Below are 26,657 nucleotides of genomic sequence, written 5' to 3' on the forward strand. Positions count from 1 at the left end.
TATGGTTTAAGTTAGTCCTTAAGCTGTCTGCTCTATCAGGCCTCAGACTTCTTAGTATACATGATTGCTACCGTATGTGGGCCACAATGACTCGAAATAACGCATCCTGCCTGGGAGATCGCTACTTCGCGCGCGCCGGTCTTCTCTTTTAATACGGACGCCAAATAAAGGGCTTCTTCCTCTGCAAGCGTGTGTACAACAATAATTACATCATTATCCATTGCGTCAAGATTTGCAAGTGCGTTATCCAGCATTTTTTGAACGGCTTTATCTTTCTTGCCGCGTACTTTGTAAGCGGGGATAATCGAGCCGTCAACAACCTTAAGGATCGGCCGGATCTTCAGCAAGCTGCCGATGAAGTTCTGCATGCCGGAGCAGCGTCCGCCTTTATACAAATACTCCAGCGTATCGATAACAAATTCGGTGTCTACCAGTTGCCGGGTGTGCTCTAACATCGCGGTAATTTCCGCTGCGGTCTTCCCTTGCTCAGCCGCTTTGACGGCCTTCATGACAAGCAAACCAATTCCGCTGCACAGATTCAGGGAGTCGACAACATGTACCCGCCCTGGCGGGAGTTCGTCCGCCGCGATCAGGGCATTTTGATAGGTTGCAGACAATTTGGACGACAAGCTGAGATAGACGATCGTGTCGCCGCGCTCGATATGCGGACTGAAAGCGTGGATGAAATCGGTGGGCGATGGCGCTGTAGTCTTCGGCAGAGAGCCGCTTTCTTCCACCTTGCGATAAAGCTCCTCCGGAGTAATATCAATCCCATCCCGATAAATCTCATCACCAAATACAACGTAGAGAGGTATAATTCCTATTTCATATTTTGTAATCCAATCTGCCGGCAGATCGGAGGTGCTGTCTGCGAATATTTTTATCTGTGACATATGCATCTCCTTTAAAATAGTTGTGAATAGTCCCTAGCTTCTTCCTCAAACCTTCCCCGGTGCAGAAAAGCGGGGGGTGAGCGGTACTATTTCTGAATACGTATTATTATAGAAGCAACGTTTCTTATAGATTAGCAAACAATAATATGAAAATCACCGGCAGTATAGGAATTGCCGAGAAAATCGTACCTAATATTGCGAACACTTTCTTGCGATTCTTCATGCTGATGCCGACAATGCCCAGGATAAGGGAGGTCAGATTCAAGAGCATAGTAATCAAGAGCAGCAATACTCCGGCAATTGCGCTGCCTTGCTGTATGAAATACTCCTCGAACAGCTCTTCCGGGCCTTCCAGAACATTGGCGGCTGCGACAGTTACAAGCACTGTAGCGAAAAGATAGCCCATAATAGCTACCAGGCTTATGATGAAGGAAGCGATACCGGGGCCCGAATGCTTGATGATTTGGGAAGGTTGGCCGCCTTGGGCGGGGCCGGGGTAGGAAGGATATGTATTATAATTCCTCTGGTCAAAGTTTTCCATTTAAATAAGTCTCCTTTAGGCCATAATGATTACTCTGTTTAATTTTTCATATCTTTGCCAAAAAATCAATGACTATTTCAATTGTGTGTACTACTAGAATGAATCCAGCCATTGGGTTAAGATGAATGAAGGAAGATTGAGCTATATAGGAGGCGTTAGCATGCAACGCAAATATGCCGGGATCGGCGCTATAATTATGCTGTTATCTGTGGCACTGGGAGCGTTTGGCGCTCATGTGCTTAAATCGATCATCGGAGAGGAATCGCTGGGTACCTTTGAGACGGGAGTTCATTATCAGATGATTCACGGAATCGGAATGATCCTTGCATCCATAGCGGCTGCCTTTGGCGGCAATGCGAACAAATGGCGCTGGGCGAGCATCTTGTTCCTGATCGGTACCATTCTGTTCTCCGGAAGCTTATACCTGCTTGCCCTTACGGGCTGGAAATGGTTCGGCCCGATTACACCACTGGGTGGTGTATCCTTTATCGCCGGCTGGCTGATGTTCATTCTGGCCGCATGGGATAAGACGCAGCAGAACAGCAGTAAGTAATGAAAGCGGGCGAGTCTATGATGGAATAGATCGTCCGCTTTTTTAGCATGCCTTATTCAAAAGTAACCCTATCGAACTGTCTCTAGGAGGAGTTATTACTCGTTAAGATCGATAATTTCGCTGAGATGGAAGGAGTAGACTTGTTTCTCGTCTACGTGGTAGACCGTCAATGTATAGGTATCCGTCAGGAAGTTCAAGATCCGGCAAGGGATGCTGACGCGCTTCCCGTTACGGTTGACTAATAGACGAACGAGAGAATTATCGGCGATGTATTTTTGAACCCAATTTTCGAAATCCTGGCTCTTGGCCATGCTTTCAAAGTTGTTCTCCTGCAGGTCTTCCGGTTGTTCCTTAGGAGCAGCGGGTGTTTTTGCAGTTTTGGTTACCGAGGGAATCGGGTTCGAAGCACCTTCATTGATTCTTTTATAGGATTTGGTAATAAGCGACTGCTTCTTATTGGCCAGCATGGAGCTGATGATGGAACCAAGTTCAATTCCAGAGTTGATCCGGTAATCGATAATATCATTATTGCTGTTCAATAGCTGCAGCAGTTTTTGCAGTGCTTTTGCATTTGTCTCTTCTTTGACCAGAATTTCTACATTAAATAGAAAACCTAGTCCTTCTTGATCGGTTGTACTTGTCTTGTTCATAATTCCCCCAGAAGCTTTGTCATGATATGTGGTAAAATAATGGTTTTATAGTGTAACTCTAATACACTTGACTATCATAGCACTGCTTCAATGGGAAGCATAGTCCTAAAATCTTATAAACATATAGGAATTCACCTATAAACACATGAAATTCTTACGATTATTCATAAAAATAATTCTGTAGACCTAGATCATAGGGCTGATTTTCAGTATTATAACCTTCGATTTACTCATTTGTCCTGATCATTGCAGAGAATCTTTGCGGCTCGCGTTGATTCGGCTTGCAAAGTAGGGTAGAATGAAATGAGAATCAGTGAGAATCACCAATAATAATTCTAATTAAATAATTATTAGAATTATTTTATGTTATAATGGCTTTACAAAAAAGAGAACGAGAAGATGGAGGGTATGATAAATAATGACACATTTCGTTGTTGAAGGTCTGAAAGCGACCATTGAAGGGAAGGAAATTCTCAAGGGAATCGACCTTGAAATAAAGGGTGGAGAAATCCATGCTATCATGGGTCCGAACGGTACAGGTAAAAGTACGCTCGCTTCCGCATTGATGGGGCATCCTAAATATGAAGTAACCGATGGCGCAGTAAGCCTGAATGGTGAAGACGTATTGGAAATGGCCGTGGACGAGCGTGCTCGCGCAGGCCTGTTCCTAGCGATGCAATATCCAAGCGAAATCGCTGGAGTAACGAACTCTGACTTCATGCGCAGCGCAATCAACGCACGCCGTGAAGAAGGCAATGAAATCTCACTGATCAAATTCATTCGTCAAATGGAGGGCAAAATGAAGGAGCTGGAGATGGATCCTGAATTCGCTCACCGTTATTTAAATGAAGGATTCTCCGGCGGGGAGAAAAAACGGAACGAAATTTTGCAAATGATGATGATTGAGCCGAAGCTTGTCATTTTGGACGAGATCGACTCTGGTCTGGATATCGACGCATTGCGCATCGTTGCTAACGGTGTGAACAGCATGCGTGATGAAGATCGCGGATTCCTGATCATTACACACTATCAACGTCTGCTTAACTATATTAAACCGGATGTCGTTCACGTAATGATGCAAGGTAGAATCGTGAAATCCGGCGGCCCTGAGCTGGCAGAACGTCTGGAACGCGACGGATACGATTGGGTTAAAGAAGAACTTGGAATTACGGATGAATCTGTCGGTCAAGAAGCCTAAGACGGAAGGAGGGAACTGAAATGACGACACAAATCGTTCTTCCGGTGGAACTTGATGCAGTAAGACAAACATCCGTTAATAATGGGGAACCGGCCTGGTTGACGGAAAGTCGTGTAAATGGAGTGAAGCTTGCTCAAGAGCTTGAACTGCCTAAATTGGAAAAGACAAAAATCGAACGCTGGGATATTAGCAATTTCGGCCAACAACGTGAAGGTTATGCAGCATCGGCACAACAGCTGCCTGAAAGTGTAGCTTCTCTCGTTGATCTGAAAGAGCATAGTAATCTGATCGTTCAGGTGAACAGCAGAACGCAATTTGCACAGTTGTCCCCTGAGCTTGCCGCCAAGGGCGTTATTTTTACAGACCTGGAGACTGCCGTTCGCGAGCATGGCGATCTCGTACAGAAATATTTGCATCAGGCTGTTAAGAGTGATGAAAACCGCTTGACGGCTCTGCATTCCGCATTGTGGAATGGCGGTGTGTTCTTATATGTGCCGCGTAATGTGGAAATCGAAGTTCCATTGCAAAGCATTTTCGTCCAAGAGGATGATAAGACGACTTTCGCGCCGCATATTTTGATCGTAGCTGAGGCGAATAGCCGTGTTGCTTATGTAGACAACTACTTCTCCGGACAATTTGACAAGACGGTTGTTCATAGCGGAGTGGCGGAAGTGTTCGTTCAAGCAGGAGCGAAGGTACAGTTCGCAACGGTTCATAATCTGGGTACAAGTACCACTGACTTGAGCTATCGTCGTTCCATCGTCGACAATGACGGTTCGATCGAATGGATCATTGGCGAGATGAACTTCGGCGATGCGATGAGTGAGACGCTGTCGATTCTAAAAGGCAACGGCTCTCTCTCCGATATGAAGGTAATCGCGGTTGGTTCGGGTTCGCAGAAGCTGAATTATACGACGAAGGCAGTCCATTTCGGCAAGAGCTCTGAGAGTCAAATGATTACCCGGGCTGTTATGCGTGAACAATCTACAGCGATCATTAACGGGATTACGAAAATCGAGAAGGGGGCAACCAAAGCAAACGGCGAGCAGACAGAGAAGGTTCTTATGCTTAGTCCGAAGGCGCGCGGGGATGCTAACCCAATTCTGTTGATCGATGAGGACGATGTGAAAGCCGGTCACGCGGCTTCGGTTGGCCAAGTCAATCAAGAGCAAATCTACTATCTTATGTCCCGTGGTATTTCCCGCGAGCAGGCTGAACGCTTGGTTATTTACGGTTTCCTTGCTCCGGTCGTTACGGAGATTCCTATGGAACAATTGCAGCAGCAATTGCAAGGATTGGTTGAAAGGAAGTTAGGTCAATGAATGCAGAGCTGATCCGGGAACAATTTCCTATTCTGCATCAGGAGATCAATGGACATCCGCTCGTATACCTTGACAGTGCGGCTACTTCCCAGAAGCCGCGCGCTGTGCTCGATGCCTTGAAGCATTACTATGAGTGGGAAAATTCCAACGTGCATCGCGGGGTTCATACACTTGGCAGCCGGGCAACGGATGCTTATGAAGGGGCGAGAGAGAAGGTGGCGCGCTTTATCGGCGCTGCGCGGACCCAGGAGATTATTTTCACCCGGGGGACGACGACTTCGCTGAATATGGTGGCCTCTGCTTACGGACCTGCCGTGCTCCAAGAGGGGGATGAAATTGTCATTACCCCAATGGAGCATCATAGCAACCTGATTCCTTGGCAGCAGCTGGCCATACGGACGGGTGCCACTTTAAAATATATCCCGCTTCAGCCTGACGGCAATATCGCTCTGGAGGATGCGGAGAAGACGATTACCGATCGGACGAAGATCGTCTCGGTCGCCCATGTCTCCAATGTGCTTGGTGTAGTTAATCCGGTCAAAGAGCTGGCTGAGATTGCCCACCGTCATGGAGCCGTAATGGTGGTTGACGGTGCACAGAGCACGCCTCATATGAAGGTGAATGTGCAAGAGCTGGATTGTGATTTTTACGCTTTTTCTGGCCATAAAATGTGCGCACCAACCGGAATTGGGGTACTATATGGTAAGAAGCATTTGCTGGAGTCTATGGAGCCGATCGAATTCGGCGGCGAGATGATCGATGATGTTGGTCTCTACGAATCGACATGGAAGGAGCTTCCGTGGAAATTTGAAGGCGGGACACCGATTATCGCCGGAGCGATTGGACTGGGCGCTGCGATTGATTTTCTGCAGGAGATCGGTATGGATGCGATTCACCAGCATGAGACGAAGCTGGCGAAGTACGCTACTGCCAAGCTTTCTGAAATTGAAGGACTGACCCTTTACGGACCGCGCGAACGCGAGGTAGGATTGTTGACCTTCAATCTGCAGGATATTCATCCGCATGATGTGGCTACTGTTCTGGATGCGTCCGGAGTAGCTATACGTGCCGGTCATCACTGCTGCCAGCCGTTGATGCGCTGGCTTAAGGCCAGTGCGACAGCTAGAGCCAGCCTCTATCTGTACAACACGGAGCAGGACATTGACCGTCTGGCTGAAGCTTTAGTCCAGACAAAGGAGTATTTTGGATAATGCAACTTGACGATTTATACCGCCGCGTAATTATGGATCATTATAAAAACCCGCGCAACCGTGGGAAATTTGATGACGATTCCCTGACTGTTGATCTGAACAACCCAACTTGCGGGGATCGTATTTCTCTCCAGCTGAAGCTGGAGGATGGCGTTGTGAAGGACGCCCGCTTTACCGGAGAGGGCTGCTCGATTAGCATGTCCTCAGCATCGATGATGACAGAAGCCGTGAAGGGCAGGACCTATGCGGAAGCGATGGATTTGGCTAGCCGATTCTCTACCTTGATGCAGGGAGAACCTGTTGATTTTGACGAATATGAAGAGCTTGAGGCTCTATCCGGGGTGAACAAATTCCCTGCTCGGATCAAGTGCGCGACGCTGGCCTGGAACGCACTCAAAAAAGGGATTCACGAAGAAGAATAAATTTAAACGTAAGCAAATAATGAAACTTTAAGGAGGTAATGCAGCCATGGCTAAGAAAGCGCCTGAAATGGAAGAGTATAAATATGGCTTTCGTGATGAGCACAAGTCGATTTTTCAATCGGGTAAAGGTTTGACTCGAGAGATTGTCACGGAAATTTCCCGTATGAAGAATGAACCGGAATGGATGCTTAACTTCCGTCTGAAATCACTGGAGCAGTTCGAGAAGATGCCGCTGCCGCGCTGGGGCGGAAATCTGGACGATCTTGACTTTAACGATATTCAATACTATGTCAAACCATCTGAGAAGCAAGGCAAGACATGGGATGAAGTTCCTGATGAGATCAAGGAGACCTTTGATAAGCTCGGCATTCCGGAAGCGGAGCAGAAGTTCCTGGCCGGGGTATCGGCTCAATATGAATCCGAGGTAGTATATCACAGCATGCAGAAGGATCTGGAGGACCAAGGCGTCATCTTTATGGATACCGACTCTGCGCTTAGAGAGCACCCAGAGATCTTCCGCGAGCATTTCGGTACGATTATTCCTCCGGCAGACAACAAGTTTGCCGCTCTGAACAGTGCGGTATGGTCTGGCGGCAGCTTCATCTATGTGCCGAAGGGCGTGAAGTGTGAGGTTCCACTGCAGGCTTACTTCCGTATTAACTCGGAAAATATGGGTCAGTTCGAACGTACCTTGATCATCGCTGACGAAGACAGCTTCGTTCACTATGTAGAGGGATGTACGGCTCCGATCTACAGCACGAACTCGCTGCACAGTGCGGTCGTGGAGATTATCTGTAAGAAGAACGCCCGTGTTCGTTACACCACAATTCAGAACTGGGCACCGAACATTTACAACCTTGTTACGAAGCGTGCCGTTGCCGAAGAAAATGCGACAATGGAGTGGGTAGATGGCAACATCGGCTCTAAGCTGACGATGAAATATCCAGCCGTTATTCTGAAGGGCCGTGGTGCCAAAGGCAGCGTATTGTCGATCGCTGTTGCCGGTAAAGGCCAGCTTCAGGATGCGGGTGCGAAGATGATTCACCTTGCACCGGATACGACTTCGACAATCATATCGAAGTCGATCAGCAAGCATGGCGGTAAGGTAACATATCGCGGTCTTGCTTCATTCGGACGTCAAGCCGATGGCGCGAAGTCCAACATCAAGTGCGATACGCTTATTCTTGATAATGAGTCGACTTCGGATACTATTCCATATAATGAGATCATGAACGATAACATTGTTCTGGAGCATGAAGCGACTGTATCGAAGGTGTCGGAGGAGCAGCTCTTCTATCTAATGAGCCGTGGTCTGACGGAAGAGGAAGCAACGCAAATGATCATCATGGGCTTCATTGAGCCGTTCACGAAAGAACTGCCGATGGAGTATGCAGTTGAGATGAACAGATTGATTAAGTTCGAGATGGAAGGCTCTATCGGTTAAGAGCTGCTTCATCGCAAAAAAGGCAGTCCCGAGTCACGCTCAGTGACCTGGGGCTACTTTTTTGTTTTAAGGGTGATAACCGTATTTTTGGACTAATAAATCACTATTTTCCAGATTTAACCAATAACATTAAAGAAGCCCACTAACCGATAAGGTCTATGGGCTTCTAACTTAAAATTGTATTTAAGTTATTACATATAAATTTCAGTGATCGTAAGCTCGCGCTCCTTGGACAAATCGATAAAGCGCGACTCCGTACGGATTAGCGGGCGGAAGAAATCCGCTGGGTTCGTCATGATAATTGCCCCGACTTCACCGGAACTGAGCAGTACCCTCTTACCAATAAAGTTCGGCAGCAGATGGTTAATCAACACCTGGGTGGGCTCCGGGCTTAATTTGCCGAAGCTCATATCATTCAATTCTTTGAGAACGCTGAACAGCTCCTGCTTGGATTGATAGATACGGTTAGAGGTCATTGCCGTGTAGACGTCTGCTACGGCAGTGATCTTGGCGTATGGGTGGATCTCCTTATCGGTCAACCTGTGGGGGTAACCGCTTCCATCTTCACGCTCATGATGCTGCAAAGCGACGAGGGCCGATAGCTCGTCCCCGGTGGAATTCAGAATAATCTCATACCCGTATTGCGTGTGTCGCTTGATCTCCTCAAATTCCTCAGGCGTCAGCTTCCCGGGTTTGAATAAGATTTCCTCAGGTATTTTACACTTTCCGATATCGATCAAGTAACCGGCTTTGCCCACTTTATAGGCGTCTTCCTTTGAATATCCCAACCAGGAAGCGATATAATAGGATAGCATTCCAACCTGCAAAGAATGATTATATGTATAATTATCATTATTGCCCAGCAGCAGAAGCAGAGATACGACATCTTTCTGGTCATCAAGCTGTTCAACCATAGGCTCAAGCAGTTGGTCTACTTGGGAATGATCGAAATTGCCGGTGGCCAGCGCTTCCAGGAATATTGCTTCAAATCCGTCAATCGCTTCGTTAAACACAGGCTGAATTTTCTGGATGAACTGCGGAGTAACTGAGGCGGTCGGAACGACGACATCCATGGTATGAGGGATGATATCGATATAATCGATCCCATGCTGCATCAACTTAACGATGGCCTCGCTGGACAGCTCCTTTTCTTTCTGTAGAACCAGTACGCCAAAATGATTGAATACGTCGGTTTGAAGCTTGTCTCCGGGATTAAGATCCATAATATGTACCTTCAAGAAAGATGACACCTCAATATTGTGCTTTTTTTCTAATCATATCAGGAAATATATGGGTTGACAACGGTATCATAGTTCTTTATTGCTATTTATTAGATGCAGATTATGACCGGGGCAGGAGGGCGTGAGGAGAACTATAGTCGTTATCTCTTCTGTAAAAATAGCTCACAGGAAGGATAAAAGGTTGATGCTTAAGCATCAACCTCCAGATACAGGCGGAATCAAAGCGATCTCATCCGTCTCCCGGATCGGGCAATCCGCTGTTGCGTATTCCTGATTGACGGCAATCATTGCCGCGGATATGAGCGGAGCAGCATCGGAATAAGCATCACTTAGCAGCTTTTTCAGACGCTCGGCAGTAAGGCCGGATTCACTGCAGTTTAAAGAGATCCTGGACGTACCGAGTCGCTCGGCCAGTCCGGCAAAGAGAGAAATAGATATTATCATGTCTAAGCACCTCGGATTTTGTGTTTAAATCCCTATAATATATCATATATAAGAAGACAGTGGGCGTTTTCAAGGTATATAATTAGATTTATCTTCATTTTTAAATGGTCAATGGAATAAAAAACAACAAGGGGGCTTTCATGTGCCGGATAAGGACGAAGTTACATTAACGATCGCATATACGAATGACTTGCACAGCCATTTCGGCGCCATGGGCAGAATCGCCGCGATGATCGATGATCTGCGGTCGGAGCCAAATAGTGAAATGCTGCTCCTTGATATAGGCGACCATATGGATCGAGCCGCACCAGAGACGGAAGGTACAATGGGGCAGGCGAATGTCGATATTCTGAATTTGACGGGATACGATGCGATTACCATCGGGAATAACGAGGGGTTGACCTTTACCCCGGAACTTCTGACAGAGACGTATGCAAGGTTGCGTTGTCCCGTAATTTGCAACAATATTGTTGAACAAAGAACCGGTCAGCCTCCAGGATGGATGAGAAGGCATCATATTGTGCAGCGGGGCCCGTTCACAATCGGGTTGATTGGTGCGACGGCGGCATTTTCCAACTTCTACAGCTTGCTGAGCTGGGATGCTCTTGACCCGTTAGAGACGATCCAATATGATGTAGAACAGCTGCGTCCGCGAGTGGATCTGATTATTGTCATGTCCCATTTGGGGATATTGCTCGACCGACAACTGGCGGAGACGATTCCGGACATTGACCTCATCATCGGCGGTCATACCCATCATTTGCTGGAGGAACCCTTGATTATTGGGAAGACAGCGATCACAGCTGCGGGCAAATTCGGCAATTATGTTGGGCTAATAAAATACCGCAAGAATCCGCTGAGCGGTCTACCGGAGATTTACGATGGCAAGGTGCTTCAAGTTGAGCCAGGGGTCGAAAGTGAAGGGGTCCTGAGCTCCATTGACATTTATCGCAAAAAAGCCAAGGCACGTCTGGACCGGACGGTCACAACGACGGATCGGAAGCTGTTGATCTCATACCACAGTGAGTCTTCATTCGGCAATTTATTGGCCCAGGCAGTCAGGAGGTTTACAAATAGCGAGCTGGCGATTGTCAATAGCGGCCAGTTGTTGAGCGACCTTCCCGCTGGTGATATCAGTGAAGGCATGCTGCATGAACGCTGCCCCTCTCCGATTAATCCTTGTACCATGATCTTAAAAGGTGAGGACATTCTATATACCCTAGAGCAATCATTGCTTCCCGAGATGATGGATAAGACCATATTCGGCTATGGATTTCGCGGCAAGGTGCTGGGCGGAATTTGCCTGGACGGGATGGAAGTTGAGTATGATCCGTATGCCGCGCCCTATCGGCGAGTGACTAAGGCGAGTGTCGCCGGGATTCCTCTGAACCCTAGTGCGACTTATAAGGTTGGTACTCTGGATATGTTTACATTTGGAGTAGGCTATGAACAACTGCAGCATGGAAGTGAGCAGAAATTTATGCTTCCTTTATTTATACGTGATCTGCTCAGGCTGGAATTACAGACGGCAGGAGCTGTAGACAGCTGCTTCTTCGCCAGATGGAAGCAAGTTTAAATGATTTATAACGAGACGGAAGTGGTTTAGTTGCGGTTAATAGCTATAAATTCTCTACAACCAGGAATGAAGCTGGGTAAAAAGATTTATAATGAGGACGGGATTGTTCTCTTATCGGAAAATGCAGAAATAAATGATGCTATCATTCGCCGCTTGCGTCACCACGGCCTCGATTATATCTATATTGCTGATCATCGTACGGATGATATTCAGATCAGCGAGATGATCGAAGAAACTACGCGCCGCCGCGCTCTGAATGAATTAAGGGTCAACTTCAAGAAGCTGATGGAGCCGGCGATAAAAGGGATGGTCTATCCCTATCTGGGCAAGACTTTCTCCGGCCTGGTCGAATCCATCGTTGATGATCTCAGTTCTCGGGAAGATGCGATGATCATGATGATGAATATCGATAGTATGGATCATTACCTGTACCGCCATTCTTTGAATGTATGCATTTATACTTTGCTGCTGGGTCAGGTCCACGGCTATAGCAAAGAGGATCTGACACTGCTCGGACTTGGAGCCATGCTGCATGATATCGGCAAGACGAAGGTGCCGCGGGATATACTGAATAAGCCCTCACAATTGACGGACGATGAATTCGCACAGATTAAGCAGCATACCGAGATCGGGTTCAAGCTGTTGAAGGATGAGCCAGGGATTCCTCTCAAGGCAGCGCACTGTGCTTATCAACATCATGAACGGATTAACGGCGAAGGTTATCCGCGGGGCTTGAAGGGCGATGAGATTCATGAATTTGCCCGCTGGATCGCAATCACAGATGCGTTTGATGCGATGACAACGCATCGGGTATACCGTCCGGCGATGCTGCCGCATCAGGCACTGGAGGTGCTCTATGCAGGCTGTGGAGAATGGTATGAGAAGTCGAAGCTGGAGCTGTTCAGAGATCATATGGCTATCTATCCGGCGGGGATGACCGTCGATCTAAGCACTGGCGAACGAGGCGTTGTTGCCAAGATTCACAAGGCGATTCCGCACAGACCGGTAGTCAGAGTATTGACCGATTCCAACGGAGCTGATCTGAAGGTCCCGTACGATATCGATCTGTCAAATCGTCTATCCGTCGTTATTACCGGAGTAGATGGTGCAAAAGAAGCTATAAAATAAATAAGGTGAGTATAATATGAAAATAATGAGTATGAACCATGAAGCAATCCGGCAAGTCAGTCCGAGTTATGATCCGTGGGACCCGATTCTGTCGCTTAAGCAGCATGGTCGGCATGTGCTGACCAGCGTGGAGATGACGGTAACCAATCTGTGCAATATGCGTTGTGAGCATTGTGCAGTAGGCGATAGCCTTGTGATGAAGGAGCCGGAGCATATTCCACTCGAAATGATGTTAAATGCGCTGGATGAGGTCGAGAACCTGCAGACGATCAGTATCACAGGCGGGGAGCCTACATTTCGGAAGCAGACGGTCGACGAGCTGATTGTTCCACTATTGAAATACGCAAGATCACGGGGGATTCGTTCTCAGATTAATTCCAATCTGACGCTTGATTATGAGCGTTATGAGAAGCTGCTGCCTTACCTGGATGTCATGCATATCTCGTTCAATTACACAAGCGAGCAGGACTTCCATGAGGTGGGCTTCGCCCGCAGCGGACATCCGGTTAAATCTGAGGTTGCTTACAGAATGTATGACAAGATGGTGGAGAACACCCGCCGCTTGAGTGAGGAAGGAATGTTCATCTCTGCAGAATCGATGATCAATTACCGAACTTATGAGAAACTGCCGGAGATACATCACTTGATTCTGGAAATGGGCTGTAAACGCCACGAGGTCCACCCGATGTACGCGGCTGACTTTGCGGAGGGACTGCCTATGCTGTCGTTGGATCAGATGCGCGGGGCCATCCATTCCTTGCTTGATGCTCGGGATCCTGGTCTGTGGATGCTGTTCGGTACGCTTCCTTTCTTCGCCTGCAATCCAAGCACGGAGGATGCCAAGCTGCTGAGTCGTTTGCGCGGGGAGCCGAATGTGACGGTGCGCAATGACCCGGACGGACGCAATCGGGTGAACGTGAACATGTTCACGGGCGACGTATTCGTTACCGACTTCGCAGCGATTCCGGCCTTCGGCAATTTACGCGACGGGCGTCTGGATGATATTTTTGAGAAGTGGCTTATGGAGCATCCGCTCAATCAGAAGGTGAACTGCCACTGCCCTGCTGTTAATTGCTGTGGTCCAAATCTGCTGGTTGCCGATATGTATTATAGGGATATCGACTTCAAATCGCGTAAAGCTATTATGCTATAAGAGGTGCGAAAACTCCGCTACTCGTACTATAATATTTAACAATACGACATTATTCGTAATCACAGAAAAGAGGCGTTCATCTTGCACACCGATTTTGAAGTTGGCAAGATTATTTCTAATCTACTTATAGTCTTAATCCTGGTGTTCTTTAACGGGTTCTTCGTTGCCGCGGAGTTCTCGCTCGTTAAGGTGCGCCAATCACGGCTGACCCAGCTTGCCAGCGAAGGGAATCGAAGAGCGTCCTACGCGCTTCGAGTCAATAAGAAATTGGATGCCTACTTATCGGCTACCCAGTTGGGAATTACGCTTGCCTCGCTTGGTCTTGGCTGGGTTGGCGAGCCGGCTGTATCAGACCTTATCGTCATGCCTATTATGTATAAGCTTGGAATTACGGACCCGGCACTGATCTCCACGATCTCTGTGGCTGTCGGGTTCGCGATAATTACGTTCCTGCACATTGTAGTTGGGGAATTGGCTCCCAAATCGCTGGCCATTCAGAAGTCAGAGGCAACTTCCCTCTGGCTGTCAGCTCCATTGCTGTTTTTCTATAAGCTGTTCTTGCCCGTCATTTGGCTGCTCAATGCATCGGCGAACGGAATGCTGCGTTTAATCGGCATTCAGCCGGCGAATGAGGCTGAAGCGGCGCATTCTGAGGAAGAGATCCGGATCTTGATGAATCAGAGCGCTAAGAGCGGCGTGATCGACAAAGATGAAATGAAGCTGATGGACAATATTTTTGACTTTTCAGATATGCTGGCGCGGGAGGAGATGCTGCCGCGGACAGATATGGATTGCTTGTTCACCAATCTATCCTGGGAAGAGAATATGAAGATCATCACTGATACGAAGCATTCGCGTTATCCGGTAGCTGTGGAGGATAAAGACCAGATCATCGGCTTTGTACATATTACCGATCTGCTGCTGCCGGAGCCGGATGGACCGAAGGAGCTCGCGGATATGGTGCGTCCGATTCTAAACGTACCGGAATCGATGGAAGTTAGCCATGTGCTGCGGCTGATGCAGAAGCGGCATTCCCAGCTTGCGATTGTGGTGGATGAATACGGTGGCACAGCCGGTATTCTGACAGTGGAAGAGATTCTGGAAGAGATCGTCGGCGATCTTCATGATGAGTTCGAGGATGAGCGTCCGGAAATTGAAAAGCTGCAAGACGGTGTATACTCGGTAGACGGCCGTCTGTTGATCGAAGAGGTGAATGACCTGATCGGAAGTGAACTGGTGGACGATGAGGTCGATTCCATCGGCGGCTGGCTATTCAAGGAGCTGGAAGGGATTCCGGCCAAGGGCAAGAAGAAGCAGGAGGACAACATTATTTTCGAGGTTGCTGAAGCAAGCCGCCTGCGGATTACCCGGGTGAAGATTATTAAATTGCAAGAGCCTGAACAACCTGATGATCCGTGCGAGGAAGCATAAGGTTTCGGGACAGGAAAATTGTGGAGCTATCAGACTTAGACGAATTAATGATTCCTGCGAATAAGGTTAAGCAAATAATAAGACCGTCAGGTCATCCTATACTTGAGAATTTGGAGTAAGGTGTGATGCTGATGGTTTTTTATTTTCCAAATATATAGGTGGTTAGTTTGGAAATAGTTGGTATAATGAGGAAGATTCGGATTAAGGGGACACGTTACAGCCAAGTGAAGACAGAAGTCCGAAAGGCGGAAGTATGAAGTATAGGGTTGCTTGGTACGGATTATTACTTTCAGTAGTTCTGAACATGGTGCTTGCTGCCTTGCTTTGGTATAGCGGAAGGCAGGAGGCATCGGCGCTAACGACGAACCTGTATCTTATGGATGGCGAAGGTGAGAATTGGACGGTCATCAACTATAAAGTGGTCATAGATCAGGAACGGATTAAACGGGGAGAAGCAAGGCTGCGTTATATCGGAAGCATGGCGATTGACCAATCTGAGTATTTCGGTATAGAAGTCATCGAAGATCACGAGACGGTATATAACACGATTCATACCAGTCAGGGCGGGCCTGTATCCATTTATGAGAATCTGGGCAACTTCGGCTCGATTACGTCACCTTTTGGTGCTGATGATATCAAGCCGGAACGAACAAGCCTCGAGAATACGATTATTCAGATTACTTGGAAGGATAACCAGGGTGAGATCCATTCGGAGCGGATTCCGATGAGCATTACGGATGAGATTGCGATTTAACATAATAGTGGGCTAATCATTGGCTTGACCGCTCTGAATAGGGCGGTTTTTTGCTGTTTATTCACGCTTTTTAGTTCATTATTTGGGCGAATGTCATATGTTAAAGAATGAGGAGATCGTGACTAGATTTGTCCCAAGCCGCAGCGATCTTGAAAAATTAGTATGTAAAGGAGGAAGTGGTTTGAACTTTACTCAGGAGAAGTCATATACCCCTTTCATTGGCCCTTTTGATCCTTGCCCGCCGATATTGGTTAAAACCTTTAGCACTCCACCGCAGTTATATATGCGCTTCCAGCCGCCCAATCTGCCGCAGTTCAGTCCGCAGGAAGCATTAAGACATGGTACGCTATGGCCCGCATTATACAGCCCCTATGAATCCCGATGGGGGAAAGGAAGGCAGACGAATGAATGAAGTAACTAAGCCGCATTGCGATCAAGAGTATTACGACATGCTGGAGAAGCTGCAGGCACTGGATTTCACGCTCGTCGAGCTGAACCTTTATCTGGATACGCATCCGGGGGACTTGGCCGCGCTCCAGCAATTTAACCAACTTGCCCTGGAGAGACGGCATCTGGCAGAGCACTTTCAGCAGTTATACGGTCCGTTGCAAAATTTCGGCCATTCTTTCTCGAGGTATCCGTGGGAATGGGTTAATGTCCCGTGGCCATGGCAGGTTTAGGCCTGCCTTGATTCTTTAGGGAGAGCCTTCATTAACACGGTCTTAATTAAGATTAAGATCTCCTACCTAAGGCCGTTATAGGATGAATGAATGCACTCCTTAGATATTAGACTTCAGGCAACCCCATCGTTTTTGCAAAATGCATAACGGGCATAAGCTTCAGTGCTGAGAAGTGGTCTTTATGAAAATGAGCAGAAGGAGGTAAGGCGGAGAAAATGTGGGTATACGAGAAGAAGCTGCAATACCCGGTTCGCGTAGGCAAATGCGATATTGGAATGGCGAAGCTGCTGCTGGAGCAGTATGGCGGTGCCGATGGGGAGCTCGCGGCTGCGCTGCGTTATATGAACCAGAGGTATACGATTCCGGATAAAGTGATTGGATTACTTACTGACATTTCTACGGAGGAATTTGCCCACCTCGAGATGATTGCCACCATGGTGTTTAAGCTCACGAAGGATGCGACTGTAGAGGAGTTGCGAGCTTGCGGGCTAGCGCCTCATTATGTTGCCCATGATAGCGCGCTTTTCTATGAGAATGCTTCAGGCGTACCATTCACGGCCGCCTACATTCAGGCGAAGGGCGATCCCATCGCTGATTTGTATGAGGATATTGCCGCGGAGGAGAAGGCCCGGGCTACATACCAGTGGCTGATTGACATGACCGATGACGTGGATCTGCAAGACAGCCTGAAGTTCCTGCGCGAGCGCGAGATCGTCCACTCCTTGCGCTTCCGCGAGGCAGTAGAGATCTTGAAGGCTGAGCAGGGAAAGAAGAAGGTGTTCTAGTGAGGCGGTTTAAAGGGCATTCCAATGTGAACTGCACCCCGTCAAGTAGACAGCACAAATAAGTAAAGATATTAGGCGGCCTTCGTCCTGAATTCCATGGGACTAAGGCCGTTTAATTTTGCCTGTAAACGCCGGTTATTGTAAAAGTGGATGTAGGCTTCAATGTCCTTCTTGAGTTCTTCAAACGTGCGGTATGTATTCAGATAATACATCTCACATTTCAAGGTTCCCCAAAAGGCTTCCATCGGTCCGTTATCGATACACCGCCCGACACGCGACATACTTTGGGTCATGTTTGCTTTGTCCAGTTTGTACTTAAAGGCTCTTGAGGTGTATTGGAATCCCCGGTCGCTGTGGAGCATGGGTTTAACACCCGGCGCTGCCTCTAGTGCTTTGTCCAGTGTCATAAATACAAGTTGGTTATTATTTGAATGGCCTAGCACGTAGGAAACAATTGTGTTGCCATGGAGATCCAGGATGGCGCTGAGATAAGCCTTTTGGCCGTTACCATACTTGAATTCCGTTACATCCGTCAGCCACTTTTCATTCGGTGCGTCAGCTTGGAACTTACGATTTAGCAGGTTTTCGGCGATGTGTTGTGGAGTGGAGCGCTTGTAGGGCTTCTTCTTCCTGCGAATGACAGACTGGATCCCTGAGAGTCTCATAAGCCTTAGGATCCGTTTGCGGTTAATAGGCTTGCCCGTATCTCGACTGAGCTGAGTCGTGTGTCTACGGTAGCCGTAAATACCTCTTAATTGTGAATGGAGGGCGAGTATCTTCTGAGTCAGCAGCTCATTTTCACGCTCCTGAGGGCTGGGCTTGTGGTTTACCCATTTGTAGTAGCTGGACCGCTCGATCCCGGCAACCCTGCACAGGAGCTTTACGCTAAACTGCTGTTCACCATGTACGGACTTTATGGCCTCATATACGTGGGTTTGCCGGTGACGGCTTAGCCTCGCCTCCCTCTGAGTTCCTTCAGCTTTTTTAGAAACGCGACCTCTGCTCTAAGCCGCTCATTTTCGTACTCCAGCTTCTTGAGTTCGAGCTTGTGGCGTTCGCTCTCCGTCAGTTCCTCAGGCGCTTTCTTCCGTCCACGTCTGTCCTGAAGCGCGCCTTCTCCGCCATCCTCATACTTCTTGCCCCACTGGTATACCTGGTTGTAGGAAACCTTAAACTGCGCTGCTGTCCTCCCGTAGTCGCGCTCATGTGCAATACAGTGGTGCACAATGTCCATTCGTTCCTGCCATGTGGTAGACCGACCTTTTGTCATAACCCTTGCTCCTTTGTTATCCGATTTGAAGCTGCTATGACTATTATACCTGCCGATCCACTTCTGGAGTTGAGTGCGGCTTGCTATTTTATATTTATTGATAATTTCATTCTGCGAATACTTTCCTGACAAATAGTCCTGAACCGCCTGAAGCTTTAATTCTGGGGAATACTTGCGATTTCGAACCCGTATTTCTAATCCTTCAATCCCGTACATTTCATAACGTTGTCGCCATTTCACCAGTGTACTTACGTTGATGTTATACTTCCGGGCGATCTCCACCCGGGTACCTTTACCGGTTTGTAGTTCCCCTAATATCGCCAATTTTTCCGCCGCAATATACTCATTCATTTTCACCAAATGGAAAACTCCCCTTCAAATAGCGGTTTATTTATTAAACCTGTCTACTTAAAGGGGAGCATATCAGAGGAGGGGTGTCTTTTTACGTTAATATATATGAAAAGGGGTTGCAGCCATGAAGTTGCAAGCTTTCAGGACAAGCACCGTTGGAAGGAATCGGATTACATGACTATGAAATGGAGGTATAATTAATCTTGTGGTCACCTCGGGCTTTAGGTGGAGGGACGTCGAGAATAAATAACGTTATCGGAAATATTTGTAAATCTCATAGAAATCATCAGATAATCGGAGGAAAGTAAAAATGATTCAATCAATAGTCCATATTGCTCTTGTTGTTAAGGATTATGATGAGGCGATAGATTTTTATACAAAGAAGCTGCATTTTGAATTGATTGAGGATACGTATCAGCCTGAACAAGATAAGAGATGGGTGGTCATTTCCCCTCCTGGATCAGTTGGTACAACTATATTACTGGCAAGAGCATCGAAACCGGAACAGGAATCATTTATAGGCAATCAATCAGGGGGGAGAGTTTTCTTATTTCTGAATACAGATGATTTTTGGAGAGATTATAACGACATGCTCTCTAAAGGAATAGAATTTGTAAGAGAGCCCAAAGAGCAACCATATGGGTTAGTTGCAGTATTTAAAGATCTTTATGGGAACCTATGGGATTTATTGCAGTTGAACGAACACCATCCTATTATGAATCGTATGAATTAATATATAAAATCAAGCTTATGTAAGCAAATGTAGAGAAGGCAAGACTTCCGAAAACATTTTAATGTATTAATGGATAATTCCCTTTGAATAGGGGTGGAGAAAGGACAATACTTACATGGAAGAGGTATCAAATTTAGAGAAGTTGGAATCAATAAAATCTTTGCAATCGACCATTAGCAAGCTTGAGAATGCCTTATCGCAAATGACTGGTAATGGTGCAAATACAACTCTGGTAAAGAAAAGACTTAAAGCTGTTAACATCGGTCTAGCTGCGCTGGAAAACGTTTGGAATCAAATTCCCCATCACAATACCCAGGAAGATTTGATAGAAGCTCACGATGTTATTACTGGTTTATTTCCATCAATCAAAAACAGTTATGCTAAATCAAGGACGGGTAGTCCTCAAAGTACACTATTGAAAAGAAGAATGAAAGCGTTGGAACTGTCTATTCAAGCGATTGATGAACTTTCCATTAAATAACTCGTAAGTAAATATAACGTCATTCCAGTCCTTGGGACTATCGCTTCCCGGTTGCCAGATGTATAATCGTGGAAGAAGCTCCGACAACAAATGACCCAGCCCTAAGATAAAAACTATCTAAGGCTGGGTCGTTTCGTGAATGCAAGACGTTAGTTGAAACCGCTTAATATTAATTGTATTGAATATTTCAGTAGCATAGAGGGGGGATATAATGCAAGGTCTAGCTATATTGATCTTGGTCATAATTTGTTATACGCCTGTTTTGTATAGGTTAAATTGGTGCCAGAGTTATCCCGGCCGGTTCAACCTATAAGATCCGTAACCAAGAGTATACACATAATGGAATCAGATTTTATCCTTCGTACACTCAGACAGGGGATAGCTCTAATATAGAGAAGAGTAAACGAACAATGATAGCTTATAAGGAGGCGGTTCAATTGGCAACCATGAATATTGGGACAGAATTTAGAAGGATAGCGCCTACTCGTCCATAAACTGCGTGTTTCCTTCATGATGAGGGTAACTAGTATAATGCAAAAGTATAAAATAATTAAAATGAATGATTTTTCAAATTATCAGATTGATCAAATCAGAATATTGGAACAGTTGTGCAAGGTATTCGATAGGTCAAGTTTGAGAGTGGGGATAGAAAGCCTTAAAGAGATAGATGGCGATGAGGGCTTTCTTTGTAAGAACGAAGGCCAGTTAATTGGTTTTCTTAGTTGGTATTCTTCAGATGGGATTGAAGCTAATATTAATAGTATGGTTCATCCGGAATACCGCCGTTCTGGTATTTTTCGGGAGTTATTGGAAAGGGCGGCATCGGAGATGCAAAGGCAAGGCATTCTCACTTGTCGTTTTAGAGTCCCATCCAACTCTGAGTCGGGTATTGATTGTATAAGGCATTTAGGGGCTGATTTTAGTACATCTGAATTCTCCATGACCTTAAAGAACGTAGAAGATACAAAATTATGTTCCACAGACGTTATTTTACGATTAGCTGAAGAAGAGGATTTCGAGTTTCTGGTTAAATGTTCATCTCAGGCTTTTGGAGATTCAGAGTCTTGGACCAGGAAGTATCTGAGCCATACTAGAGAACCTTCACGTATTACTTATATCGCTAAGGACAATCTGACACCGATAGGGATGATCAGGGTAAATTGTATTGATACGAAAACTGCCGTTATACATGATTTTTGTGTGCTCCCCACATTTCAAGGGAGAGGTTATGGCCGTAATATCCTTGCTAGGGTTGTTAAGCTTTTGCTAAGTCAAGACTACTCTCTAATCCGTTTGAGCGTAGTTACTCAAAATAGACACGCATTGAGTCTTTACCAGTCAACAGGATTTGATATTTCGGCTGAATCTCTTTATTATATGCTCCCTATTCATAAAATTTAGCTGATTAATATCATGGATATCATCTATTGCAAATAAAGATGGTATCATTATTTAAAAGAAGACGTTGACATTTTAAACTAAGCACTGAAGGGCTGCTGCCCTTGGGTTGTCAGATAATAGTCTTGGAAAGAAGCCCAGATACAAACGCCCCAGCCTAAGATAGAGTTATCTAAGACTGGGGCTTTTCGTGAGTACACAGCATTAAATACAACTAAGCAAATAAGTAACCTATATTTCATAAGTTATATCAGGTAAGGCTGCATTAACCATATCTGCAATTTAAAGGAGAAGTCATGACGAATAAAAGAAGGTCGTATATAATTATTAATTCGTTGGTTATATTGTTTGTCATGTCAGCTTGCATGAGTACTAAACCAGAAAATAAATTTAAATTATATGAAGGGAAGTCTTTGCGTATAGCTGTTATTGGAGAACCGCCACAAATAAAAGAAGAGCAAGTTAACTTCAGAGAAATTTCATTTGATGATTTAAATAAAGGGGAACTGAAAAATATTGAATATGAAGAGACTTGGGACTGGACTCCAGGTACAATCTACGCTGTCGGTAGCTACAAATCCAATGAAGATCACTCATTAAAAAGCTGGGGACTTGCTTTATATAATAATGAGAAAACCGACGAAAACATTAAAAATCTTTACTCCAGAATTTTTACGAAAATAGAAGAACTAGATAGTTAATGGCTTAAGTCAATGAGAGCGTGGACTTAAAAACCTTATGTAATATAACCTGAAAAGATTAACTCAAGGAGGCAGCTATGATAAACAGTGGTTACACTATTGGATGGGGAACATTGGCCCTTGTTAATGCCGGATTGGCTCAGGGCAAAAATAGAAGTGGACTTAATTGGTTTCTTTTGTCGTTAATATTAGGTCCAATTGCTACTTTCTTAATTGTTATTCTAGATAAGAAATAAACAATTTACTATTTGGAGGACAGTAAGAAATATAGAATAACAACATGGGAACAAGATAGAATATATAACTTGCTAACTAAAGAAGATCAAGGAAATGGACGGCTTGCCGCTCAATAAGTTGAAAAAATGAAAAAGCTCAAGTGGTATGACCACTTAAGCTTTAACAGACAGATAAAAATCCGAGAACGACTACCAAGGGCATTACAAGGGCTGTAATGTTTTTTTCTTAATCAATACAGGGCTCGATTATCTGTATCCTGAAAAAATTAGTAAATAAATGCGCGAGTAATAATAACCAACAGAATGAATAATACGAGGATTGCACCTGTATTTGTGAACAGGCCGCCACAGCTACAGCTACAAGTTCCGATTCCACCTAGTTCTCCCATCGCGATATTCCTCCCTTCGCCTTATCTTAAATTGTATGAAGGAAAACGCCTGGTGGATTGGACTATGGTCTAAATAATCGGTGAAGGCACTAAAAATTTTGTCTTTGTCTACGGAAATGGATGCGGGTAAGGATTAAGCTCCTGCGGAGTCAGCCTGTGAGTTGCATGACCCAGCAACCTCGGAACCTCCAGCACCCTGTTTAGGCCAATGAGCCGGGTAAGATGATGTCCAAATGTCATAGGTAACATTCCTGGTATGAGTACCTTTACACAACGTAGTCCGTTGCGAAGCGTCTCACTTGATGACTGATCAACTACAATGACATCCATCTGAAGCCTGCGGAAAACTTGAAGAATTTGTTTCAAATCCTCCGTTAAATCCTCTTGCCAAGTTAGTGGGCGGAACTCTTCGGCAAAAGTACGGACAGGGTTCCCCTCATCTAATAAGAAGTGCAGCCGTTCCTCTGCTTGTGGCAAGCTATAGAGCAAGGAGTGATCTGCCATATGCTCTACAAGGAACGAATCATCAAACATAGCTTCGGCTTCAGACCTTCGTTCCTTCAATCGCTTTTCGGCCGTCGGGATCATGCCCGCAAGCTCATGGATGGCACTCTTGGCTGCCCGAATCGGATCGAGATGAGCCCCGGCAGCACAGAGAAGGTTCACGCCGTCTTTCGATCTTCCTTTTGCCAGTGCCCAGATGCTAGGAATTCCGTTTTCCATCGTGGTATTGTATATGCTTACTTCATAACCCGTAACCGCTTTTAAGCGCTGGATCATCAGGATCAGCTCCGAATCTCCTGATGAAATATAGTCAAGCTGCGGAACCTGCAGCCCTGCATACCAGGTCAACAGAAAGGAATCCCGCTCAACCACCTCCAAGATCCCGTACAAGATGGCCTCCTCCAAGCTTCCTCCTACTGCGCACCCGTTGGAGGTTTCATATACAAAGCCCTCTCCATCATTGAGACTGTAATAAGCCAACAGCTTAGGAATCAAAATCGGACGTTCCTGTTGAAACGAATATCCCCAGACCCATTCCATTGGAGATTCAGGATCATACGGGTTGAAGGGGAAATCCGAATGCTCGTATTGCTCTTCGGCATGAAGTCCTACCGTAGACGGGTCCAGGGCGGCAGCCTTAAGGTGGGAGTAAGTATCGCGCACGACCGTTTGTTTGCCGCGTGGAGTCACACCGCAAAAACGTTCCAGACCTTCTAATATCCCCGCGAGTTCGCTATCCGCATATGAGTGCGAATGTCCCCCTGTGACCTCATCGTAATAACCTAAAGGAAGGTTTACACCGACACTGGCAAAAATAGAGTCGAGTCCCCACTTCTTATCATTAAAGATTCCGGTACGATGGTCCCAATAATCTCTGAGCAGAACCTTCTTCAAATCACTCGTCTTGCGGCAGCGGTAGCTATTGCTCTGTTTTAGGCTTTCCTGTAGCGAGAGCTCCGCTAATTCTGCGGAATCATCCGGCAGTTGTCCGCAAACCGCGCAACTCCCAAGCGGCATGACATAATGAATTGTGCTGCTCAAATGATTCAGGTTAATCAAATAGAGATGTTCTTCCGTATTGGCTTTATCCCCCTGCAGCACCTTATCCGTTTCTGCTGCGATAATGTGCGCCATATAACTGGCTCCCGCGTCAGATATTTCCGCTGTATGAGGAGGAATATAATCATCAGATACGAGCCTCATCAGCAAATCCTGAACTTCAGTACGATTGCTTCCCGCCAAAGAGAGCCGTGCTTCTGCGCATTTGAAGCATCCGGGTGTTCCCGGAACTATGAGCGGCCCTATGATTCCTTCTCCCAGGGATACATAGGCACATAACCAGGGAATACCACGTATTCGCAGTATCTGTTCAGCTTCATAAAAATAAGAGGAGCTTTCCTCATCCTTCAGCACCAATACCAGGTCTACAGCGGGGATATCTTCACTAAGGTCTTTTCTTCGCACAGGAGAGAGCCTGGACAGACGCTTGTACACGGCATCGGCAAGTATTCCCTCCCCGATAATAGCGATTGTATTCAAAGGGATTCCTCCTCTCCAAGAATTACTCCATAGGCTACAAACGGCCCGTTTCCCCATAAAGAGTCGCTATTCAATTCGTATACCTCAAGCTGCTGATCGCACTGCTTCAGAGTTTCAATGGCTGAAAATATCAAATCGCTGTAGCTGAGAGGTTCGCCATCAGGAACTGCTATGTTTTGCACTTCACGATCCTTACAAAGCGTAGGAGAAGCCGCAGTTCGCCTGGTTTTGGTTAGTGCTTTCTGCAGGGATTGGCGAAGGGCAAGCGTAAAGCTAAGATCTACGCTGCCGTACCACGTGGAATCGGAATAGACCCATACTGTTGGAAAACCGAGCAACGGCTCACCTACTGCAAGCAGTGTTTCTCCCTCTAAGGTAGCTAAAGCTTGTAGGTAATACTGGCAACGGGCGTCTTCAATTTGCGGACATGCTATACGCTGAACAACAGTCGGCTTATCGGACAAACTCCGCTTGCCTAACTCTTTAGTTAAACAAGCGCTGACTCCCCGTCCAACGGCCTCAGCTATATCGCAACCTGCTCCGATGCGGATTCCTTCCTGCTGATGTGGAGATAGACCAGCAAACAGCAGGGGAATGATGCGGGCCGCATAGGCTTCTAGGCCGGCCAATCCTGACTCTCGTCTGGCCTCTATATGCGTTAGTCCGCTTCGGATAATGGCTGGTAATAGTAGGGCCGGTTCTTTTGACAAAGGGTCTACAGGCTGAACAAGGCATTGTGCCAGCGGCAGCTGGATTAGGTCTGCTTCTTCCCAAACATGAAAAATACCTGTTACCGTCGAGGTCAGTTGGTTGAAGGCAGTAAACCATACCTCCGGGCTTACCTGCTGATGATTTATGCTTAGGTGAAGTTCTATATTTTCCACTGAATGTGCAGCATCATATTCAGATACTAAAGGATGGGGCAGAAAAGAATGCCAGCTTCCGGTTAACATTATGGGGTCAAGTAGAAAGCATTGATTTCTGTACTCCCATTCAGGCTTTACCGGAAACTCTTTATACCATTGGACAATAAGACTCGATAGAACGCCTGCGGCAGCGGTGGATAAGACCTCCTGCGTTTGTTTTTCGGGAAAGACGGACGCATGAATTCTTAGCCAGGCTGACTCCCAGTGTCCGGCCCCGTCAGAATGCAGCAGCGGCCCTGCCATTCCTACGCCTCTTATTGCGATGGCGGGGAGCATCGGTTTCCTTTCCGCTATACAAGCATGCTGTACACTCCGAAGCTCCTCCAATTCGCCATGCTCTGCAACATACAACACAAATCGAAAAGGACGAACGATCGCCCTCCAATCCGGCTCCTGATCCCCTTCTGCAGCAATCGTATTTAACGCGATTTCGCTCTCACTGCCTTGGGTTTGTTCGTGAAGTTCCTTGAGTTTTTCCAGGTCTGTGTTTTCCTTGTTTGTTACATAAACCGTGAGCTTGCACGAATCGGATTCATTCCATAATTCAGCAAGCGAAAGCAAGATTTGGCCGGAACCGATCGCAAGCGCACCTTCCTCCTGAAGAGACATCCTGCACATCTCCTTCCCCAACTTTGTAAAGCATCAACTTATTCAAGCAGGTCAAACCCTAGTTCTAACGAACGACAAAATTCATTTTAAAGAT

General features: G+C 46.4%; 28 protein-coding genes. 19 read left to right on the forward strand and 9 right to left on the reverse strand.

The window, feature by feature from the left end:
- Positions 1–35: 35 nt before the first annotated feature.
- Both DMN77_RS12235 and DMN77_RS12240 read right to left on the reverse strand, forming a co-directional pair.
- Positions 36–893, reverse strand: coding sequence for a DegV family protein (locus DMN77_RS12235; RefSeq protein ID WP_068780213.1), 858 nt, complete (start codon positions 891–893; stop codon positions 36–38).
- A gap of 124 nt (positions 894–1,017) precedes the next feature.
- Positions 1,018–1,434: a hypothetical protein gene (locus DMN77_RS12240; RefSeq protein WP_068780214.1), complete on the reverse strand. Its 417-nt coding sequence runs from the start codon at positions 1,432–1,434 to the stop codon at positions 1,018–1,020.
- 160 nt (positions 1,435–1,594) lie between these two features.
- Here DMN77_RS12240 and DMN77_RS12245 point away from each other — a divergent pair, with 160 nt between their 5' ends.
- Positions 1,595–1,987: a DUF423 domain-containing protein gene (locus DMN77_RS12245; protein ID WP_068780215.1), complete on the forward strand. Its 393-nt coding sequence runs from the start codon at positions 1,595–1,597 to the stop codon at positions 1,985–1,987.
- Positions 1,988–2,082: 95 nt separating this feature from the next.
- Here DMN77_RS12245 and DMN77_RS12250 read toward each other — a convergent pair whose 3' ends face one another.
- Positions 2,083–2,637, reverse strand: coding sequence for a hypothetical protein (locus DMN77_RS12250; protein ID WP_068780216.1), 555 nt, complete (start codon positions 2,635–2,637; stop codon positions 2,083–2,085).
- 418 nt (positions 2,638–3,055) lie between these two features.
- Here DMN77_RS12250 and sufC point away from each other — a divergent pair, with 418 nt between their 5' ends.
- From sufC to sufB, 5 genes are read left to right on the forward strand one after another with little or no spacing between them, the layout of a single operon-like run.
- On the forward strand, positions 3,056–3,835 hold the full coding sequence (sufC, locus tag DMN77_RS12255) for a Fe-S cluster assembly ATPase SufC (RefSeq protein ID WP_218652948.1): 780 nt from the start codon (positions 3,056–3,058) through the stop codon (positions 3,833–3,835).
- A 20-nt stretch (positions 3,836–3,855) separates the two neighbouring features.
- The gene (gene sufD / locus DMN77_RS12260) at positions 3,856–5,157 is read left to right on the forward strand and encodes a Fe-S cluster assembly protein SufD (RefSeq protein WP_068780218.1); all 1,302 of its coding nucleotides are present in this window, start codon (positions 3,856–3,858) and stop codon (positions 5,155–5,157) included.
- Positions 5,154–6,368 (forward strand): cysteine desulfurase, encoded by a 1,215-nt coding sequence (locus tag DMN77_RS12265; RefSeq protein ID WP_179015162.1) that lies wholly within the window; start codon positions 5,154–5,156, stop codon positions 6,366–6,368. The genes sufD and DMN77_RS12265 overlap by 4 nt, the downstream gene beginning before the upstream one ends.
- Positions 6,368–6,790: a Fe-S cluster assembly sulfur transfer protein SufU gene (gene sufU, locus DMN77_RS12270; RefSeq protein ID WP_179015164.1), complete on the forward strand. Its 423-nt coding sequence runs from the start codon at positions 6,368–6,370 to the stop codon at positions 6,788–6,790. The genes DMN77_RS12265 and sufU overlap by 1 nt, the downstream gene beginning before the upstream one ends.
- A 46-nt stretch (positions 6,791–6,836) precedes the next feature.
- Positions 6,837–8,234 (forward strand): Fe-S cluster assembly protein SufB, encoded by a 1,398-nt coding sequence (sufB, locus tag DMN77_RS12275; protein ID WP_068780221.1) that lies wholly within the window; start codon positions 6,837–6,839, stop codon positions 8,232–8,234.
- Positions 8,235–8,425: 191 nt separating this feature from the next.
- Here sufB and DMN77_RS12280 read toward each other — a convergent pair whose 3' ends face one another.
- Entirely contained in the window at positions 8,426–9,472 is a 1,047-nt protein-coding gene (locus DMN77_RS12280; protein WP_179015165.1) for an HD-GYP domain-containing protein, read from the reverse strand.
- Between the two features lie 198 nt (positions 9,473–9,670).
- Positions 9,671–9,919: a molybdopterin converting factor subunit 1 gene (gene moaD, locus DMN77_RS12285; RefSeq protein WP_179015167.1), complete on the reverse strand. Its 249-nt coding sequence runs from the start codon at positions 9,917–9,919 to the stop codon at positions 9,671–9,673.
- A 142-nt stretch (positions 9,920–10,061) separates the two neighbouring features.
- Between moaD and DMN77_RS12290 the strand changes: the two genes are divergently transcribed.
- From DMN77_RS12290 to DMN77_RS12325, 8 genes are all read left to right on the forward strand, one after another.
- Complete coding sequence (locus tag DMN77_RS12290) at positions 10,062–11,495, forward strand: bifunctional metallophosphatase/5'-nucleotidase (protein WP_179015168.1); 1,434 nt, start codon at positions 10,062–10,064, stop codon at positions 11,493–11,495.
- Positions 11,496–11,525: 30 nt separating this feature from the next.
- A complete protein-coding gene (locus DMN77_RS12295) occupies positions 11,526–12,623 on the forward strand; it encodes an HD-GYP domain-containing protein (RefSeq protein ID WP_068780225.1) in 1,098 nt (365 codons plus the stop codon).
- A gap of 16 nt (positions 12,624–12,639) precedes the next feature.
- On the forward strand, positions 12,640–13,776 hold the full coding sequence (gene yfkAB / locus DMN77_RS12300; RefSeq protein WP_179015170.1) for a radical SAM/CxCxxxxC motif protein YfkAB: 1,137 nt from the start codon (positions 12,640–12,642) through the stop codon (positions 13,774–13,776).
- Positions 13,777–13,857: 81 nt separating this feature from the next.
- Positions 13,858–15,207 carry a hemolysin family protein gene (locus DMN77_RS12305; protein ID WP_179015171.1) on the forward strand — a complete coding sequence of 450 codons (1,350 nt, stop codon included), beginning with the start codon at positions 13,858–13,860 and terminating at the stop codon, positions 15,205–15,207.
- Positions 15,208–15,460: 253 nt separating this feature from the next.
- On the forward strand, positions 15,461–15,961 hold the full coding sequence (locus DMN77_RS12310) for a hypothetical protein (RefSeq protein WP_179015173.1): 501 nt from the start codon (positions 15,461–15,463) through the stop codon (positions 15,959–15,961).
- Between the two features lie 181 nt (positions 15,962–16,142).
- Positions 16,143–16,373, forward strand: coding sequence for a spore coat associated protein CotJA (locus tag DMN77_RS12315; RefSeq protein ID WP_229520996.1), 231 nt, complete (start codon positions 16,143–16,145; stop codon positions 16,371–16,373).
- Positions 16,366–16,641 carry a spore coat protein CotJB gene (locus DMN77_RS12320; RefSeq protein ID WP_068780305.1) on the forward strand — a complete coding sequence of 92 codons (276 nt, stop codon included), beginning with the start codon at positions 16,366–16,368 and terminating at the stop codon, positions 16,639–16,641. Before DMN77_RS12315 ends, DMN77_RS12320 begins: the two co-directional genes overlap by 8 nt.
- 215 nt (positions 16,642–16,856) lie before the next feature.
- Positions 16,857–17,426 carry a manganese catalase family protein gene (locus DMN77_RS12325; RefSeq protein ID WP_068780228.1) on the forward strand — a complete coding sequence of 190 codons (570 nt, stop codon included), beginning with the start codon at positions 16,857–16,859 and terminating at the stop codon, positions 17,424–17,426.
- 71 nt (positions 17,427–17,497) lie between these two features.
- On the opposite strand, the gene DMN77_RS24275 is transcribed toward DMN77_RS12325, so the two are convergent.
- A protein-coding gene (locus tag DMN77_RS24275; RefSeq protein ID WP_372775850.1) for an IS3 family transposase occupies positions 17,498–19,053 on the reverse strand; the annotation gives its coding sequence in 2 pieces (ribosomal slippage) (positions 17,498–18,402 and positions 18,402–19,053; 1,557 coding nt in all).
- Positions 19,054–19,357: 304 nt separating this feature from the next.
- Here DMN77_RS24275 and DMN77_RS12340 point away from each other — a divergent pair.
- From DMN77_RS12340 to DMN77_RS12360, 5 genes are all read left to right on the forward strand, one after another.
- On the forward strand, positions 19,358–19,780 hold the full coding sequence (locus DMN77_RS12340; RefSeq protein WP_179015178.1) for a VOC family protein: 423 nt from the start codon (positions 19,358–19,360) through the stop codon (positions 19,778–19,780).
- A gap of 115 nt (positions 19,781–19,895) precedes the next feature.
- Positions 19,896–20,261, forward strand: a complete 366-nt coding sequence (locus DMN77_RS12345; protein ID WP_179015179.1) for a hypothetical protein — start codon at positions 19,896–19,898, stop codon at positions 20,259–20,261.
- Between the two features lie 531 nt (positions 20,262–20,792).
- The gene (locus DMN77_RS12350) at positions 20,793–21,662 is read left to right on the forward strand and encodes a GNAT family N-acetyltransferase (protein ID WP_179015181.1); all 870 of its coding nucleotides are present in this window, start codon (positions 20,793–20,795) and stop codon (positions 21,660–21,662) included.
- Between the two features lie 293 nt (positions 21,663–21,955).
- Positions 21,956–22,360 (forward strand): hypothetical protein, encoded by a 405-nt coding sequence (locus DMN77_RS12355; RefSeq protein ID WP_179015182.1) that lies wholly within the window; start codon positions 21,956–21,958, stop codon positions 22,358–22,360.
- Between the two features lie 77 nt (positions 22,361–22,437).
- Entirely contained in the window at positions 22,438–22,596 is a 159-nt protein-coding gene (locus tag DMN77_RS12360) for a hypothetical protein (protein WP_157259348.1), read from the forward strand.
- 266 nt (positions 22,597–22,862) lie between these two features.
- Here the strand turns inward: DMN77_RS12360 and DMN77_RS23910 are convergent, their stop codons facing one another.
- The 3 genes from DMN77_RS23910 to DMN77_RS12370 form a co-directional block, all read right to left on the reverse strand.
- Positions 22,863–22,985: a YjcZ family sporulation protein gene (locus tag DMN77_RS23910; protein WP_229520997.1), complete on the reverse strand. Its 123-nt coding sequence runs from the start codon at positions 22,983–22,985 to the stop codon at positions 22,863–22,865.
- A gap of 108 nt (positions 22,986–23,093) precedes the next feature.
- Positions 23,094–25,028 (reverse strand): TOMM precursor leader peptide-binding protein, encoded by a 1,935-nt coding sequence (locus DMN77_RS12365; RefSeq protein WP_179015184.1) that lies wholly within the window; start codon positions 25,026–25,028, stop codon positions 23,094–23,096.
- Positions 25,025–26,563 (reverse strand): hypothetical protein, encoded by a 1,539-nt coding sequence (locus tag DMN77_RS12370; protein ID WP_179015185.1) that lies wholly within the window; start codon positions 26,561–26,563, stop codon positions 25,025–25,027. The genes DMN77_RS12365 and DMN77_RS12370 overlap by 4 nt, the downstream gene beginning before the upstream one ends.
- Positions 26,564–26,657 lie beyond the last annotated feature (94 nt).

The organism is Paenibacillus sp. 79R4 (assembly GCF_013393165.1).
Classification (GTDB): domain Bacteria; phylum Bacillota; class Bacilli; order Paenibacillales; family Paenibacillaceae; genus Fontibacillus.